We start from the raw sequence: 17,548 nt of genomic DNA on the forward strand, positions 1-17,548 counted from the left end.
AATCAGTTTGTGACAATTAATTTTGTATTTTAGTCACAATTAGAAGCGATCCATTAACTTAAACTTCCTTCTCCGTCACACTATGAAACATGCAGCTAACCTTAAATCAATGAGCCGTTTTGTGCTCGTTTTTACGTTATTATTTTGTTTGATCTCCAGTAATTATTTACAGGCACAGGAACAGATAGGACGTCCATTCATCACGAATTATTCCTATCAGGATTACGAAGGTCACCCCACAAATTGGTGGGCCCTGGAAGACAAGGATGGCATCATGTACTTCGCCAACAATGACGGCCTTTTACAATACGACGGAGTCAATTGGAACCTCATTGATATAGATGATGGAGGTGTCAGGTGCATGGTCTATGATGATCAGGGCGTCATGCATATTGGAGCTGAGAATGATTTTGGTTATATGAAACCAAACGCAAAAGGCGAGCTTGAGTATTTTTCACTGAAAGATAAAATTCCGGAAGAGCACAGGCTTATTGGTACCATATGGGAAGTGGATAATTATAAAGGAAGGATCATTTTCAGAACCTCTAACAAGCTCTATTGCTGGGATGGTGAAAAAATAAAGGTCATTGTTTCTGAAGATGCTTATCATGTAGGGAAGATCATTCGCGGAACCTATTACATCAGGATATGGAACAGAGGTCTTTGCTATCTGTCTGATGAGGACACCTTAGAACAGATTCCCGGTGGCGAGATTTTTGCGGATGAAAGAATCTATGTGATCTTACCCTACGACGAAAAACAAGTGCTGTTAGGAACCAGAACTATGGGCTTCTTTTTATATGACGGGGAAAAATTCAAGCCTTTTCAAGTCGAAATTGATCCTGAAATCCTGAAGGCCGTATACTTGCCGGGAATTGCGCTTGACAATGGTGATTTTGTGATCAACACCTTTGCTGCAGGTACCTATCTGATCGATCACAATGGAAAACTCATTCAAAAATTTACTACTAAAAACGGGCTTCAGGATGGAAGTACAAGTTTTACCTACCTGGACTCCAGAGGCGTGCTTTGGATGCCCCTTTTCAACGGGATTTCAAAAGTGAATCTCAACTCTTCCACAACTGTGCTGGACACCAATATGGGGCTGGCCACAAAGGTGGTGTTCTCTACCTACAGATTTAAAGACATCCTTTATCTGGGTACAAACAATGGTATTTTCTACCTGGACGAAGAAGCAAAAGAACTGGTGCTGGTCAAAGGCACCTTGGGACAGGTTGCAAATTTTCTGGAAGTAGACGGGCGCCTTTACAGCGGCACAGGATCGGTCGGGCTGATTGAGATCGACGGGACCACTGTGACAACCGTCAGAAATAATGATAATTATGATTTCAGGGTCAATCGGTTAGAAATATCCAGATTGGATCCCAAAAGAATGTTTGTTCAAACCATGGACGGGTTGGCCAGCTTTTACTTCAATGAATCAACCAGGCAGTTTGAAGAGGAATCTTTTACCACAGAACACAGAAGAAGATCCATCACTGAACGTGAAGATGGCGGCCTATGGGATATTTCAGAAAATGAAGGGGAAATAAATCTTTTGAAACCCGCCATGATAAACGGCAGCATGGATCTTTCTAAATCTGAGATCATCGTCTATGATACAATCAGTGGACTCCCTGCTGAATTTGGTGGATTCGAAATTCTTGATGAACTTGTAATTTTTAACAGGGACTCAAAGAGCACTTATGTCTATAATCCTGAAAATGATCGCTTTGAAAAAAAGAAAATGTTCTTTGATGAACTCCTTAAATGGGAAGGCAGAGGAGATGGTTTCGCAATGCATCGAGATGGTCTTGACCGGATTTGGATGAGAATTGAAGGTGATATTGTTGTGGCCACAAAAAAGAATGATGGATCTTATGATTTCAATACCCAAACTTTTAAAGAATTAAAAAACAGGAACATATACTCAGTATATGTCGATCCTGCTTCCACCGAGGATAACACAATTGCTTGGTTTTCAGGTCCGGACGGGGTGGTTCGTTATGAAGGAAATCTCGAAAATAACTTTACCGGAAAATTCAACGTTGCTATTCGAAAAATGAGCATTGCGGGCGATTCGCTTGTCTTTGCCGGTGGTGTCGGCTTTCCGGAAAAAATGGAGATCAAGCACGACTTCAATTCCATTTCAATTGGCTATGCTGCTCCTTTTTTTATCGGACAGAAAGAGATGCAATACAGCACCTATTTGGAGGGGCTTGAAAAGAACTGGTCGGAATGGACCAAACAAGCTAAACGAGAGTATATCAATTTACCTGCCGGCAGGTACAGTTTCAAAGTAAAAGCGAAAAATGTTTTTGGCGATGAGACTGAAGAGTCCATAGCAAGTTTTGTGATCACCCCGCCCTGGTATAAAACCTGGTGGGCCTATGTTTTGTATGTGATAGGAGGCTTGGCTTTGGTCTATGCCATTGTTCGATCAAGAACAAATATACTGCTCAAACAACGTAATATGCTGGAAGAAAAAGTTGAAGAACGAACCGCAGAAGCGCACCAGCGATTGGATGAATTGGCTACGGTGAACCAGGTAAGCCAGGCCTTGACACAGAAACTGGAGTTGAGTGAACTGATCAAAATGGTTGGTAAAGAAATGAAAAAACTGTTTAAATCTGATATTACTTATTTGGCCCTTTTAGACGCCGATAAGGAAATGATTAATTTCCCGTATCAGGATGGTGACTCCATGCCTCCCATGAAATACGGCGAAGGCCTTACGTCAAGTATCATCAGGACCGGAGAGTCCCTTTTGATCAACAAAGACGAGGATATCAAGGCCACCTATGATAAGATCGGGGTGGAACAGACCGGGAAAAAGGCCATGTCCTGGCTGGGCGTGCCTATACCCGTGGAAGATAAAATCATAGGTGTTTTAAGCGTACAAAGTACCAAGTTAGCAAGCCGCTTCAATGAAGAAGACAAAAGGCTCCTGAGTACCATCGCCATTAATGTTGGGGTGGCACTTCACAATGCTGAATTATATGAAGAAGCCAAAGAGGCCAAGGCCAAAGCAGAAGACGCCAATGAGGCCAAATCAGCTTTCCTGTCGACAGTGAGCCATGAACTTAGAACACCGCTAACTTCGGTTTTAGGTTTTGCTAAAATCATCAGGAAAAGATTAGAAGATAAGATTTTTCCTGCCGTGAATGTTGATGATCAAAAGATCAAGCGCACCATGAAACAAGTAAGTGAAAATTTAAATGTGGTTGTTTCGGAAGGTGAAAGGTTGACCAACCTGATCAATGATGTACTTGATCTCGCCAAGATAGAATCAGGAAGGATGGAATGGCATATGCGTCCGATATTTCTTCAGGACGTGATCAGCAGGGCCATTGCCAGTACCTCTGCCCTATTTGATGAAAAGGGATTGAAATTGGTAAAGAATGTATCTCCTGACCTTCCATTGATACAGGCTGATGAAGACAAACTCATTCAGGTGGTCATCAATTTACTCTCCAATGCCGTTAAATTCACTGACAAAGGGAAAGTAACCATTGAAGCTTTTCTCGATAATGGCCAGATCATGGTTGAGGTACAGGATACAGGAATTGGAATTGCCGAAGAAGACAGGCACAAAATTTTCGAACGGTTTCGTCAGGCCGGGGATACCCTAACTGACAAACCCAAAGGAACCGGACTCGGTTTGCCGATCTGTCGTGAGATCATAGAACATCACGGTGGAATTATCTGGATGAAAAGTGAACATGGAGTCGGAAGCTCATTCTTTTTCACCATGCCAGTCATGGGAGAAGGAAGCAGTGAGCAACCGATCCAACTCGAAAGAATTCTTAAAAGCTTAAAAAAACAGATCAAGCATTCGTCTTTGACCAACGTTAAAAGCGTTCCAACAATTTTAGTGGTTGATGATGATACACCCATCAGGTCACTTTTGAGACAGGAATTAGGTGAAGCCGGCTATCAGGTAAAAGAAGCCGCCAATGGCAAGGCCGCCCTTGACATGGTGCGCCTTTCTAAGCCTGACCTTATTATTTTAGATGTGATGATGCCCGAAATAAACGGCTTTGATGTGGCTGCCGTCCTTAAGAATGACCCGGCAACCATGGATATTCCAATCATCATTTTATCGATTGTTCAGGATAAGGAACGTGGTTTGCGAATCGGTGTTGACCGCTACCTTACCAAGCCCATTAATACGGAACAATTGTTCCATGAAGTTGATGAACTTTTAGAACAAGGCGTTTCAAAGAAGAAAGTATTGGTGGTAGACGATGACACTTCGGCTGTAAAAACCCTTTCAGAAGTGCTAAGTGCCAGAGGTTATAAGGTAATGGAAAGCAATCAGAAAAATCTCCTGGAAAAGGCCACTGAATCTAAACCGGACATTATCATGCTAAATTCGGTAAGCAGTGCAGATCAAAAGATGATTAAGGACCTAAAAGGTAAAAAAGGAATGGAAAACACCATGTTTTTCATTTATGAATAAACTAAAAATACGAAACAACCCTAAAAAATAATTGTACATGGAACAAAAACTATTGATCGTTGACGATGAATCTCATATTCGAATGCTCATAGAGCAGACCCTCGAAGATCTTGAAGATGAAGGGGTTGAATTGCTTTTTGCCGAGAATGGTGAACAGGCCCTGGAATTGATCCAAAAAGAAAAACCCAACCTTGTTTTCCTCGACGTCATGATGCCAAAAATGAATGGCATGGAAGTTTGTTATAAGGTTAAAAAAGAACTCAAACTCTCTGATATCTATATCATCCTGCTCACGGCCAAGGGGCAAGAAGTGGATCGTCAAAAAGGATTGGAAATGGGCGCTGACAGGTATATGACCAAACCTTTTGATCCTGACGAAATGCTTTCAATAGCCGAAGAAGTGCTTAAAAGATGAAAATGACCACCCCCGATAAAAAAATAAGAACCAGGCTAAGGGCCCTAAAGCACGTCTTAAGGGATGTCAAGACTAACGGGCTCCTGAATAAGCTCTGCGCAGAATTAAAGCTCGAATTCAGTATTGCTGATACTCAAGAAACAATCTTATGGGGGGATCATATTGATTTCCCGCTGCAGTACCCCCTTTCTGATAATGAGGTAGCATATGCCTTACTATATACGGACCAGGAAAAAGGTGCACTGGCAGCTGATTTGATCAATGCGCTGGTTTCAAAGGATATTGAAAAGAAAAAAATCGGAAATGAGGTTCTTGGATTGTATCGTGAAATAAACATGATTTATGATTTCAGTGAAAAACTGTCTGAAAAAATCGAAGAATATGCCATTGCCGAAATGGCACTTACAGAGGCCTCACAGATAATTGACGCCACACATGGCATGTTCTTAATGCATCATGCTGAGCCGGATGAGGTTGTTATACTTTCGGCTTTTGGGGAAGATGAGGACCGGGAAAAAAATATTGCAGAGCAAAATCACTTACTCAAAGAACTTATCAAAAGGGGTACATCGGCCATTGTTGACCTTGAAAGAATACAGGCTAACCCTGCGTTACAGCATTTAAAGGCAATGATGTATGCGCCCTTAAAGGTCAAGAACCGCACCATGGGGATGGTCATATTAGGCCATGCAGACGCAAAAGAATTCAAGGCAGCCGAATTAAAATTACTTACTACCATAGCCCTGCAATCGGCAGTTGCCATCGAAAGTGCTCAATTGTTTCAAAAAGGACTAAAAGCCGCACAGGAAAGAGAAGATGCGATCAAGTCTATTCATCAGGTCAGTCAAAAATTTGTTCCGACAGAATTCATTAAGTCATTGGGTAAAAACAGGCTTACAGAAGTTTCACTTGGAGACCTGGCAGAGAAGGAAGTTACGGTCATGTTTGTAGACATCAGGGAGTTTACTTCTATCTCTGAAGGCCTTAGCCCTAAAGATAATTTTTTATTCATCAATTCTTTTAACAAACGAATGGGGCCAATCATCAGAAAAAATGATGGTTTTATCATGCAATATCTTGGGGATGGTTTTATGGCTCTTTTCCCGACAGGATCCCAAAATGCACTTCGGGCTTCAGTTGAAATGCACCGCGCCCTGGAAGATTATAATCAAATCAGAGCAGGCAAAAACCGGGCGGCAGTAAGGGTGGGCATCGGAATGCAAAACGGCGATCTGATCATGGGAATCACGGGAGATGTTGAGAGACTGGATGCTGCCATCATCTCGGATACGGTTAATACAGCATCGCGAATTGAAGGCTTATCAAAACATTTTGGTACCTCCATTTTGATGACTGAAAAATGTATTCAAAAGCTTTCCAATGCCGATGAGTTTGACTTCCGGTATTTAGGGCCGGTAAAAGTTACGGGCAAACAAAAGCCTATTAAGCTTTATGAATGTATTAATGGGGATCCAAAAGAATTGTATGACCATAAATTAAAAACCCTAAACACATTTATTAAAGGCATGGAGCTCTACTTTAATCAGGAGTTTGCCATGGCTGCAGTGACCTTTCAACAAATTTTTAAGCAAAATACAGCAGATCAAACCGCAAAACTTTTTTTAAACAGGGCAGCGCATCTTATCACACAGGAAATCGACGACGATTGGAAAGGAATACAAGCAATCTCAAAGAAATAAATTGATTTTATCCGGGTCATTGCCGCAATAAATTATTGCCAAACTGTAACAATTTTTATTTTAAGGTATCTTATGGATGTACCTACATGAGAAACGGCTCATAAAAATCTTTAAATAACAATTCCAATGAAAAAATCCTACCTCCTTATTCTATTCCTGGCTACAGCACCTTTAGGAATCCAACATACACAAGCGCAGCAAAAAACTTTTACGGTTGGATCATTTAATGAAGTCATCATCAGCCCTCACATTGAGGTTATATTTGAAAAGGCTGATAAAGAATCGGTTGTTATTGAAAAAATAGACGTTTCAATGGATAAACTCATTGTAGAGGTCCAGGGAAAGACCCTACACGTTTATTTAGATGATGCAAAAGTGTATACAAAATCAGAAAAAGTAAAATACGACGATTACAAAGGGAAACACGCGGTTTATAACGGAACCATTGTTTCTGCAAAGATCTATTATAAAGACCTGGAAGAAATTTCCCTGCGAGGAGATGAAACCCATAAGGTAGAAAGCTTACTAGAAGGTGAAGAGCTATCAGTTAAGATCTATGGTGAATCTGAAGTTTATTTAAGTGAGATCCAGGTTGATGAATTTCAAGCTACCCTCTATGGCGAGTGCTACCTCGAAGTGAAAAATGGGGTTGCCAATCGTCAGAGAATCATATCTTATGGCGAAGGTGAGGTCAATACCTTCGGTGTGCAGAATACAACCGCCAAAGTAACTGCTTACGGAGAAGGCCGCATCAAACTGAGCGTGTCGGATGAACTTAGAGTAACTGCTTATGGAGAGGCTTCTGTAAATTATAAGGGAAGTCCAATGGTCAGCAGAGGCCTGGTTTTGGGAGAAGCAACTATCCATCAGGTGAAGTAAATAATAATGATAAAATAAGCCCAAGAGGGATCGCTGTCCATAAGATCCAGGGCCTGAATTTTCCGTATTTTGATTTGGTTCGATCTCCAGTTACCCCCATTACCACGTCGCTTATACCATCACTAAAACGAGCTACAAGCATTAAGACACCAACAGTTACAGGCCTTAATCCATTCCTTTTAAGATTTCCCCTTGTTAAAAAGAGCTTCCATTTCTTCGAGGGTTTTCCCTTTTGTTTCAGGAATCCATTTCCAGGTAAAGAATATGATAAAGAGGATGAATGCTGAAAATATAAAATAGGGTAAGGATTGATTCCAAACGCCTCCATCTGCAATTAATCGGTTCGAATCACTTTCTACTATAATCGGGAACGATTGAGACACGAAATAGTTGGCAAGCCATTGGGCAGCAACCGCAATCGCCATGGCCGTACTTCTAATGCTGTTAGGAAACATCTCAGCTAATAAAACCCAAACAATTGGGCCCATTGACATCGCAAAAGATCCAATAAACATCAAGATTCCAATAAGGCAAATAATCCCTTCAGTGGAAGAAATTGTTGGTAAGCCTGCAGAATTCACACCAGAATAATCACTTAAATACAAAGTGAAACCCATCAGTAAGAAACCAGCCAGCATTCCAACGCCTCCAATGATCAGCAAAGGTTTTCTACCAAGCTTATCAACGGTATACATGGCAATGAACGTGAACAATAAATTTACAGTAGCCAAAAGGATTTGTTGCAACAACACGTCTTCGTTACCAAATCCAAGTGCTTGTTCAAATATATCGGCACCGTAATATAAAACAGCATTAATACCGGTAAACTGTTGTAAAATGGAAAGAACCGTACCTATGACAACAATTGGGAATAAAGACTTCTGGAAAATAGATGCTTTCTTTTGCTTTCCTTCCTGTTGTAAAGAATCTTTGATATCCTTAAATTCTATGTCAGCCATTTCCTGACCATGGATTCTTGTAAGTACGTTTAAGGCTTCGTTCTCTCTTCCTTTAATCATCAACCAACGCGGGCTTTTTGGTACCGTAAAAAGTAAAAGTAAAAATAATGTTGCCGGAATCAATTCGGACCAGAACATATATCTCCAGCCAAAATCAATATTATTCTGCTCTGTTAATTCACTTCCGATAACATAGGTAGTTAAAAACACCACAAAGAAACCTATCACAACAGCCATTTGATAATAAGTGATCAGCTTTCCCCTTTTATCAGCAGGAGCTATTTCGGCGATATAAGTTGGGGCGTTCATTGAAGCCATCCCAATGGCGATACCTCCAATAATTCTAAAAAACACCATCAATGTTATTGACTCAGGCAATATTGCGGGTAAACCAGAACCCCAGGCCGAAATTCCAAAAAGTACTGCTGAGATGATCAAAGAATTTTTTCTCCCTATAGATTTAGAGATCATCCCGGCCGAAGCGGCGCCTAATAAAGCTCCCAGCAAGGCACTACTTACGATAAAGCCTTTTAACCATCCTGTTAATTCAAAATATTTTGAAAAATAAAATTGTGTTCCATTGATCACACCTGTGTCAAAACCAAATAGGAGTCCCCCCAGGGTAATCACGATGGTTATAAAATAAATGTTGATTCTTTTTGTACTAGCTTGTCCCATAATAAGTAAGTGATTTTAACAAATTTGCTCTGCAATATAAATGATATTATTCGATTAATAATAGCACTTATCGAGATTTTAATAGTTATTACATTGATCAATATTTTGGATTCATGATTTATTACAATCCCTTATAAGCAGTATCGAGCCAGTTCATTCTATCTATATACCACTTTTTTAAGTGATCGACCTCTGCTTGATGCGTGTCATAAAACACCGGGTTAGGCCATACATAGTTTCCGAAAAGATTCCATTTCTGATCATTCTCAAACTGAGAATACTTTAATTGATCTGCGTAATAATCCATTTTCCCCAAGATAAAATTTTGATTTTCTTTAAAATAGAGAAAGCGATCCTTTACTTTTTCAACAAACACCTTGTCCTCAAAAAGTCTGGTAAACCATGCATGATGTTTTACCCAAAAACCTGTTGGATATTCACATTCAGAATAATCAACATTTCCAAAGGCCAAATCAAAATCCCATAAAGGACCCATTTTGATCTTTTCGCCGGGCATCACGTTGAGAAAAATACTTGAAAAGCTTTTGGAATCTTGATTTTTAGTAATCTCACTTATAAGATACCAATCAATAAAACTGTCAACATCAATATATTTGGCATATCCCAGATCAGGATCTGCAAACTGAGCTCCCATCAATACATTTTCAAACTCATTAATCAATTCACTAACATAGTTGAACTCATTGCTGGCATACTCCGTTTCAGGCTCTTTAATATTGATTAAAAACTTATTGGTTCTAAAATAGACATCATCAGGATCTAACCTTTCCAATTGATCAATTTCCAATAAATAGCCGGTATCACCTATAAGAACCCGATGATCACTTTCTTCCACTTTTTGAGAGATATGGTAAGTACCGTTGTATGTTCCGTTGATAACAACCTCTGTAAATACACTTTGAGGCGTCCAATCCAATTGGCTCAAATAACCCAGTTCAAAGGCGATTTTGTTTCTGATCAAGGTTTTATCAGAGAATTCAGCAAGGAATATCCATTTTTTATCCTCGGGCATCCCAAGAATTTCTGTCTTTTCATCGAACTTTAACTGATAGGGCTTTTTCGGATGGCCCCAGGTTGAATTACCCCTCCCGCGAATATTCATTGTTGTTGAAGTCAAGTCTGTAAAATAGCGACCACCCTCCATAGAAACAGATCCTGTAACATAATCCTCCTTCGAATCTATCACCGCACCATTACCAGTCTCGAGATAAATAATAGGTAAACCCGTAAAATAGGTGATATCTACTTCATATTGACCTGTTCTGCCATCAGCAGTAGTTACCGTGTAATTCTGTATTTCGGTAAAATCATTTTTAGTTTCACCACTAATCTGGGCAATGTTATTGACCAGAATTGCAGAACCGGTATGTTTAAAACTCGCTACCGTATTGTGAATATCAATATCCAGCGGTAATCTTCCACTGATGATGTTATTTTCAATCGTCGCATACTCATTCCCAGTCAGACTCGGATTGCTGGATTTTAAAAAAGAAAACTCGGTGATTTCAGTGCCTTGAACCACAGGTTCAATGTCTACAGATTCGTCATTACATGACGTTAAAATCATCAAGGGGATGATCATCAATACTGATAAAATATTTTTCATAGCAACTTTAAGATAATGAACGAGACGTTTTTTTGGATATGGCAATCGACCTGTAATTTTATAAGGATCAATTTTTTCAAAAATAGATGGTTTTATTGACTCTTCATCTGACAATTATCATCTGATGTTAACTTTCGATATGTATATTTATTGATACACTTTTATATAATCTATCACAAACTCCTGGGGAAAAATACTGTCATCCACCTCTGAACCTCCAAAATTGCCACCGACCGCCAGGTTCAGGATAAAATAAAATGGCTGATCGAAGGGCCAAACTTCAACGGATTTATTTTTCGGTGAAAATGAGTAAAACAGCTTATTATCGATATAGAAATTTATGTAGTCTTTGGTCCAGTCAATTGCATACATATGAAACCCATTTTCAATACCCTCAATTTTATCTTTTCTGGTATTCTTGGAATTACCGTGACTATCTGCAGTATGAAGGGTCGTAAAGACCGTCTCGGGCTCTCTTCCCACATACTCTAAGATATCAATCTCTCCGCATAAGGGCCATCCTGCTTCATCCATATTGGAACCCAACATCCAAAATGCAGGCCAAAGGCCTTTACCCCGGGGAAGCTGGGCCCGGGCTTCAATTCTTCCGTATTGAATTTCCTTTTTCTTCCTGGTGGTTATTCTGCTCGAAGTATAGTTGCCGTTTTCCCCCTTGGCACTTATCCGTAACATACCATCTCTTATCTGATAGTTCTCCGTAGTATATAATTGCAATTCATTATTCCCCCAGCCGCAAAGATTCGGGCATCCGTCACCTGTTTCGACGGTCCAGATATCTTCGCGGAGTTTGTTGCCATCAAAATTTTCCTCCCAAACCAATTGTCTTTTACTTTGGCATGAAGATAGAAGCAGCAATGAAAGAAGCAGGAATATTATATTTTTTAATTGTTTAGCCATTAAAACTATTTTTTGATTCTTTTTTTGAATAAAATAAAGGACAATGTGCCTCACATATCGAATATGTATTTCTGCGTAAGACTGTCTTTATGGCTTTTAGGAAAATCCTAAAAAACCTCTAATTTTAAGACTGTGTTTTACAGGGTGCTGAAAAGGTCTTGCATCACCTTTTTGGGTTTGCGGCTGACCGTAAATAGCCCCCAATGTTTTTCCGGCTCCAATGCTTCATTGGATCCTTTCCAGGATTCATCAAAAGCTTCAAAAACAAAAGTAAGAATATCTGTATCCAAACTCCAGTCAACCAAGTCATTGTAATAAATACTTTGGAATTCTTCACTCACATTACTCGGACAAATACCCTTTCCATTTGAATATGTTGTCCACCCCGCTTCAGTTATGACCACCGGCTTATCCGGATAGGTGTCAGCAACTGCATAATAATTGCTTTTTGTGTAATCCATGGCCTCATGAATGTTTTTATACTCCCAGACCGGATAGGTATGGATCGAAATAAAATCAACCACTTCCACCAGGCTCTTCAGTTTGTCGAGCCAAGGAAGATAGTTTTCACAAAAAGTGACAGGTTGTTTGGCTTCCTTTTTAATCATCTTCACATATTCGATGACTTTTTCGACAGGCACATAGTGGTCTGTCCAATCTACGCAGGCTTCATTGCCTGCTGATAAAGAAAATATGATATCCGGATATTTATTCGCTAAATCAATTAACTTTTTGATCTGTTTTAAATTTATTGATTTATTCTCTTCCAGTTGATCTTCAGGGTAAGACCCACCCCAAGGGCAACCGTAATTATTAGCTTCAGCAACTATGTAGGCACCCAGCATTATTTTAAAATCAAGCTTCTCTTTTTGTATGACTTCCAATACAGTTTCAGCATGTTTATCGCAGTCATATAAGCGTAAGTATTTCCACTGATGCTGCAATATCAGAAGATCTTCCTTAACCTCCTTATACGTTGGAAAAACCCCTCCCGGACTTTGCCCTTCTCTAAAACCAGAATAACAAATCGCTTTGCCCGGCGCTATATCAAGTGCTTGCGTATACTTCATTTCCCTTTTTACTGATTTAACCAAAAATCGTTCAACCTTTAAAACTTTTTGAGTTTTTCATCTTTATCCCAAAGACCCCAAAAAGCACCGACATCACCTTCAGATCCCACCTTCCAGGATTCATCGAAGGATGAAAAGTAGAAAATCTCAATATCATCATCTTTAGACCACTGTTGCGTATTGATAAAATACTTCATGGCATTTTCAAATGAAGGATAAGAACCTTCAAAATTAGCACCCATGGTCGGCCATCCGGTTTCGGATATAATCACCTTTTTTCCATTGGCTGCTTTAACCGCCTGATTGTACATTTCTTTCATATAAATAAACGAATACTCTATACTGCATCCTTCCCAAAATGGATAACAATTTGCCAAAATCACGTCACAGGCTTCTGTGATTTTTGGGCGTTTGGAAAATTCATAATAGGCGTCGACATAGCCTACGGGTATTTCAGGAATTGCATCCTTTACCTGATATATAAAGGATAATAATTCATCTTCTGATAAATCTTTGCGATACATCACTTCATTCCCAACGGCAGCGATATCCACATAACCTTCTTTAGCCAATTTTATCAGGTTGGCTATTTCCCGTTTATTAATGTCCGGGTCATCCCCCAACCAGGCCCCTACCATTGTTTTAATTCCCAATTCATGGGCAATACGAGGAATGTCTTCATTGCCGTCGGTACAAGAAAATGAACGAATCCATTTGGTATATGGTTTTATTATTTTCATCCTTCTCCTGATTTGCTCCTCAGAAATATGATCTCCGGGGCCCTGGCCTTCTTCGTAAGGGCTAAAACACAAACCATGCATCCCGCTTTTTAAAAGCCTCTTATATAGATTTTGTAAACCTTTTTTGGTTTTATCAGCATGGTCTATTCCTACCAGCCCTTTTATTCTTCCCGCTCTAACAGACATAATTACATATTTTTAAGTTGATTGTTTTTATCCCATATTCCCCAACGCTGGCCAACATCTCCCTCATGATGCACTTTCCACGATTCATCAAACGACGAGAAATAATACAATTCCACTCCTTCTTTATTTGCCCAGTTATTAGCATTAATAAAATATTTCATGGCATTTTCCTGAGAGGGTTTTGCTTCGTTGATTGAACCTCCTTCACTGGGCCAGCCAGTTTCAGAAATAATTACAGGTTTGCCTTTTGCAATATCCTTTGTGACCTTATACATATGGTTTAAATAAATACTTGCCTGGTCAATATGATATCCCTCCCAAAAAGGATAACAATTAACAAGGATAACATCACAGGCTTCAATAAGCTCAGGATGGTCGATAAATTTATAATAGGCATCCACGTAACCCACGGGGATTCCCGGTAATGCTTGTTTTACTCCTTTTATATAGTCCAGTAATTCTTGTACTGTCAAATCGCTTCGAAGCAATACTTCGTTACCGACTACTGCGATATCTACGTAACCTTTTTTAGCAAGAACAATTAGAGAACCAATCTCATCTTCATTTTGCGTTTTATCCTTGCCTATCCATGCACCAACCATTGTTTTTAAACCTTTTTCATGTGCTGACTTCGGTATAAACTCATTACCCTCGGTACAAGAAAAAGAACGAATTCCTTTCGTGTAAGGTGCAATGATATCCATACGCTTTTGTATTTGTTCTTCTGACAGTATATCGCCAATATCCTGACCTTCTGTATAAGGGCTAAAACATATACCCGATAGCCCTTTATTCAACGACTTTGTGAAGAGCTTCCGTATTTCAGCTTTGGATTCTTTTGTAAAATCAATATCAGTTTTTAAACCTTTATCCAGGTCAACAGAAGCTAATGACAATAATTTACCGCTTTGATAGTGAGTAACTAATTCATTGGTCGGAGTTTTCCGTTTATCCAATTCGGAACGAATTTCATTCGCACGTTCTTCAGTTATATCATAACTCTTCATAATCCACATCGCGATAATGGTTCCTACCGCTGGAAAAAAGCAAAAGAATGCGTGTAATCCGTCAACAGCCCCTTGCTGGTCTGTGGTTGCTAAATCAGGATTGAAACCAACCACGCCAATAATAATACCGCTAAGTGCTCCGGCTATTGCAAAACCAACTTTAACCATCCACCAATAAATTGCACCAAAAATACCTTCTCGTCTTTTACCTGAATTCAATTCATCAATATCGATTACATCAGCTGTCATTGACATCATGATCGTAAATAAGCTTCCTATACCAAAAGAGAAAAATGGCAGTGCAATGAGGTAGAGCCAAGGTTTTCCGGGTATAAAAAGAAAATACATCATGGTGTAGCCAATAAGCGAAATACCCTGTGCCCACATAAATGCTTTAATCTTACCCATTCTTTTTGACATCCAGGTAACTACTGGAATTACGATAAAAGTTGTCCCTAATGCTCCAATGCAACCAAACAATGCAACCCAAATACCAGTAGCGGCTGCATCACCGTTAAATAACCTGTATACAATTACAAAATAGGTTAACGCAGCTACGGTATTAAATGCATTAAAAATCAAAAACGTGGCAGCACATATCTTTCTAAACTCCGGTATTTTAAACGCATCTTTAAAGCTGTCTAAGATTTTTATTAGACTACCCCCTATATTAGAGCTATTAAGTGGTTCATAATTTTCTTCAAGGGTCGACTTACTTTTAATAAATATGGCAGGTACCATCGCAGCAATTGCACAAGGCACGGCAACCCAAATTGCTAAATCACGCACCGCAACCTCTTGAGATGGAAACCAGTCTGGATCATCCATAATCACCCAGAACCATGGAGCAATGACCCAGGCCCACTGGCCAATCCATTGCGCAACGGCCATGATATTGGTTCTCTCGTGAAAATCGTTACTCATTTCGTAGCCCATGGCTACATAGGGTACACTAAAAAAGGTTAGTCCTAAATAAAATACAACCGACCATAAAAAGAAATACCAAAAATTATATTGCAAAGAATTATCAGCATAAAGCTGCCACATAATAGTAAACGCTACGCCCATTATAACCGCACCAATTAAAACATATGGTTTGCGTCTCCCCCATTTCGATTTGGTATTATCAGAAATGAAACCCATGATTGGATCTGTGATGGCATCAAAAACTCTTGGAAAAAAATAAACAAGAGACCACATCCAACCATTAAATCCAAATGATTGTACCAGAGAAACCATAAATATTCCGAGAATAGCGGGAAACATTTGGTTCGCAAACATTCCGACCCCAAAGGCTAATTTTTGACCAAATGGGACTTTTGTTGATACTGAAGACATATTTCTTAGTTTTTAATTAGTAAGCTGCAGGAATGATTCCTATGACAGATTTGGTATTCGTATAGTTTGAATCGCTTTTTTATTTATGCTGATATTGATCGTTTTATCACCTAGAGACAAGGTAAAATTCTTGGATGTATCTCCCTCGTTAAAAATAACTACGGCAATCGACCCATCCGGGTTTTTTGCTGCAGTGACCATTAATGATTTATCCGAATTTTCAAATCCGATACGTGTTGCACCTGGCCTTATAAATTTACTGAAATGACTAAGTGTGTAAAAGATCGGTGTAAAGTATACCTCATCCTGATCCGGATCAACTATTACCGGGGCCAGGCACCAATTTTTAAACCAGTTCGGGCCTCCTTGCCTGTCGAGAACCATGTTCCAATCGATCCAGCCATCCACCCAGTTATTCAAACATCCGATAATATCTCTGGCATAACGATTTACAGGGGCGTATTTTGGATGTAAATATTTTTGATCTTCGGGTGCCCAGTCCCATCCCCAATCAGTAGATTCTTTAGACCAGTACCACTGATCATCCTGCCATTTAGGGATTTCAGAATCGCCACAAGCCTCAGACTGAATTAAATATTTTTCAGGGGCTTTCTTATGGGTATACTGAAGTGATTCGGCAAAGTAATCATAGGTGCTTCCATACCAGTGGACAGCTATTCCGTCATAGTACTTTGACGATACTTCGTCCCGGTACATCACATCAGCCCATTCTTTTAACTCCTCACCCCGGTTCTGATCGTAACCCAGAATTTTCACATCATGCCCGTCTGCTTCAAGTTTTGGCCCAAGATGATTGTTTACAAAATCAGTCATCTCTTCAGGTGTAAAATGCATACTCTCCCAGTTGTTATTATTCCCTAAAGGCTCGTTTTCTACGGTGAAACCCCAGATATCAATTCCTTCAGATTTATAGGCATCTATATATTTTGAAAAAAACAAGGCCCAGGTATCGTTGTATTCGGGCAATAATTTACCTCCGCGCCAGTCATTGTTATCCTTCATCCATGGCGGAGCCGTCCATGGCGACGACAGAATTTTAAACCCGTCTTTTGATATGGCCATGGCGTCTTTGATCATTGGGATCAAATCATCCAGGTCTTCATCAATTGAAAAACTTTTGAGGTCTTTATCTCCTTTAACGGGAGCATAGGAATAATTGCTCAAGGAAAAATCACAGGAATTCATATGCGTACGTGTCAGGGAATATCTGGCTCCATCATCACCAAAATAGGCCTCGAGAACTTTTTTCCGATTTTCTTCACTCAAGCTGTTCAACAAATGGGCAGAGGCTTCGGTAAATGATCCTCCAAATCCTGTGATCCTCTGATATGTTTCATCCGGTAATAATTGTACGGCAGACAGCTCTTGCCCTAATGAAAACTCTGATATCTCCCTGAGCTTATTGCCATTAGCCGAAGTTTCGTATACTTCAACTTCTAAATCCATTTGTTTTGTATTACATCCTATCAATGTCATCAAAATTAAAGTGCAGATGAAAGAATTTAACCGGTTCATATATGTATATGCTGATATGATCATATGATGACT

12 protein-coding genes are annotated in these 17,548 nt (G+C 39.6%); 4 read left to right on the forward strand and 8 right to left on the reverse strand.

What is annotated here, in order from left to right; genetic code table 11:
• Positions 1-109 precede the first annotated feature (109 nt).
• The 4 genes from AABB81_RS07765 to AABB81_RS07780 all read left to right on the forward strand — a co-directional run bounded on the left by AABB81_RS07765 (position 110) and on the right by AABB81_RS07780 (position 7,456).
• Positions 110-4,462: a response regulator gene (locus AABB81_RS07765; RefSeq protein WP_342159744.1), complete on the forward strand. Its 4,353-nt coding sequence runs from the start codon at positions 110-112 to the stop codon at positions 4,460-4,462.
• 37 nt (positions 4,463-4,499) lie between these two features.
• Positions 4,500-4,877 (forward strand): response regulator transcription factor, encoded by a 378-nt coding sequence (locus AABB81_RS07770; protein WP_342159745.1) that lies wholly within the window; start codon positions 4,500-4,502, stop codon positions 4,875-4,877.
• 2 nt (positions 4,878-4,879) lie between these two features.
• Positions 4,880-6,577 (forward strand): adenylate/guanylate cyclase domain-containing protein, encoded by a 1,698-nt coding sequence (locus AABB81_RS07775; protein WP_342159746.1) that lies wholly within the window; start codon positions 4,880-4,882, stop codon positions 6,575-6,577.
• A 126-nt stretch (positions 6,578-6,703) separates the two neighbouring features.
• Positions 6,704-7,456, forward strand: coding sequence for a head GIN domain-containing protein (locus AABB81_RS07780; RefSeq protein WP_342159748.1), 753 nt, complete (start codon positions 6,704-6,706; stop codon positions 7,454-7,456).
• Here the strand turns inward: AABB81_RS07780 and AABB81_RS07785 are convergent.
• The 8 genes from AABB81_RS07785 to AABB81_RS07820 all read right to left on the reverse strand — a co-directional run bounded on the left by AABB81_RS07785 (position 7,437) and on the right by AABB81_RS07820 (position 17,446).
• Complete coding sequence (locus AABB81_RS07785) at positions 7,437-7,598, reverse strand: MFS transporter (RefSeq protein WP_342159749.1); 162 nt, start codon at positions 7,596-7,598, stop codon at positions 7,437-7,439. The genes AABB81_RS07780 and AABB81_RS07785 overlap by 20 nt on opposite strands.
• Before the next feature lie 37 nt (positions 7,599-7,635).
• Positions 7,636-9,093, reverse strand: coding sequence for a sugar porter family MFS transporter (locus AABB81_RS07790; protein WP_342159750.1), 1,458 nt, complete (start codon positions 9,091-9,093; stop codon positions 7,636-7,638).
• Positions 9,094-9,214: 121 nt separating this feature from the next.
• Complete coding sequence (locus AABB81_RS07795; RefSeq protein WP_342159752.1) at positions 9,215-10,720, reverse strand: CotH kinase family protein; 1,506 nt, start codon at positions 10,718-10,720, stop codon at positions 9,215-9,217.
• Between the two features lie 147 nt (positions 10,721-10,867).
• Positions 10,868-11,638 carry a glycoside hydrolase family 16 protein gene (locus AABB81_RS07800; protein ID WP_342159754.1) on the reverse strand — a complete coding sequence of 257 codons (771 nt, stop codon included), beginning with the start codon at positions 11,636-11,638 and terminating at the stop codon, positions 10,868-10,870.
• Between the two features lie 137 nt (positions 11,639-11,775).
• A complete protein-coding gene (locus tag AABB81_RS07805) occupies positions 11,776-12,708 on the reverse strand; it encodes a glycoside hydrolase family 17 protein (RefSeq protein WP_342159755.1) in 933 nt (310 codons plus the stop codon).
• A 38-nt stretch (positions 12,709-12,746) separates the two neighbouring features.
• Positions 12,747-13,634, reverse strand: a complete 888-nt coding sequence (locus AABB81_RS07810; protein WP_342159756.1) for a glycoside hydrolase family 17 protein — start codon at positions 13,632-13,634, stop codon at positions 12,747-12,749.
• 2 nt (positions 13,635-13,636) lie between these two features.
• Positions 13,637-15,979 carry an MFS transporter gene (locus AABB81_RS07815; protein WP_342159757.1) on the reverse strand — a complete coding sequence of 781 codons (2,343 nt, stop codon included), beginning with the start codon at positions 15,977-15,979 and terminating at the stop codon, positions 13,637-13,639.
• A 39-nt stretch (positions 15,980-16,018) separates the two neighbouring features.
• Positions 16,019-17,446 carry a glycoside hydrolase family 30 protein gene (locus tag AABB81_RS07820; protein WP_342159758.1) on the reverse strand — a complete coding sequence of 476 codons (1,428 nt, stop codon included), beginning with the start codon at positions 17,444-17,446 and terminating at the stop codon, positions 16,019-16,021.
• Positions 17,447-17,548 lie beyond the last annotated feature (102 nt).

The sequence above is a fragment of the Lutimonas vermicola genome (assembly GCF_038433205.1).
Taxonomy (GTDB): Bacteria; Bacteroidota; Bacteroidia; order Flavobacteriales; family Flavobacteriaceae; genus Lutimonas; species Lutimonas vermicola.

Bases quoted from the DNA above. Each gene is read 5' to 3' on its own strand.
- AABB81_RS07765 (WP_342159744.1), top strand. From the start codon at position 110: ATGAGCCGTTTTGTGCTCGTTTTTACGTTATTATTTTGTTTGATCTCC.
- AABB81_RS07770 (WP_342159745.1), top strand. From the start codon at position 4,500: ATGGAACAAAAACTATTGATCGTTGACGATGAATCTCATATTCGAATG.
- AABB81_RS07775 (WP_342159746.1), top strand. From the start codon at position 4,880: ATGACCACCCCCGATAAAAAAATAAGAACCAGGCTAAGGGCCCTAAAG.
- AABB81_RS07780 (WP_342159748.1), top strand. From the start codon at position 6,704: ATGAAAAAATCCTACCTCCTTATTCTATTCCTGGCTACAGCACCTTTA.
- AABB81_RS07785 (WP_342159749.1), bottom strand. From the start codon at position 7,598: ATGCTTGTAGCTCGTTTTAGTGATGGTATAAGCGACGTGGTAATGGGG.
- AABB81_RS07790 (WP_342159750.1), bottom strand. From the start codon at position 9,093: ATGGGACAAGCTAGTACAAAAAGAATCAACATTTATTTTATAACCATC.
- AABB81_RS07795 (WP_342159752.1), bottom strand. From the start codon at position 10,720: ATGAAAAATATTTTATCAGTATTGATGATCATCCCCTTGATGATTTTA.
- AABB81_RS07800 (WP_342159754.1), bottom strand. From the start codon at position 11,638: ATGGCTAAACAATTAAAAAATATAATATTCCTGCTTCTTTCATTGCTG.
- AABB81_RS07805 (WP_342159755.1), bottom strand. From the start codon at position 12,708: ATGAAGTATACGCAAGCACTTGATATAGCGCCGGGCAAAGCGATTTGT.
- AABB81_RS07810 (WP_342159756.1), bottom strand. From the start codon at position 13,634: ATGTCTGTTAGAGCGGGAAGAATAAAAGGGCTGGTAGGAATAGACCAT.
- AABB81_RS07815 (WP_342159757.1), bottom strand. From the start codon at position 15,979: ATGTCTTCAGTATCAACAAAAGTCCCATTTGGTCAAAAATTAGCCTTT.
- AABB81_RS07820 (WP_342159758.1), bottom strand. From the start codon at position 17,446: ATGGATTTAGAAGTTGAAGTATACGAAACTTCGGCTAATGGCAATAAG.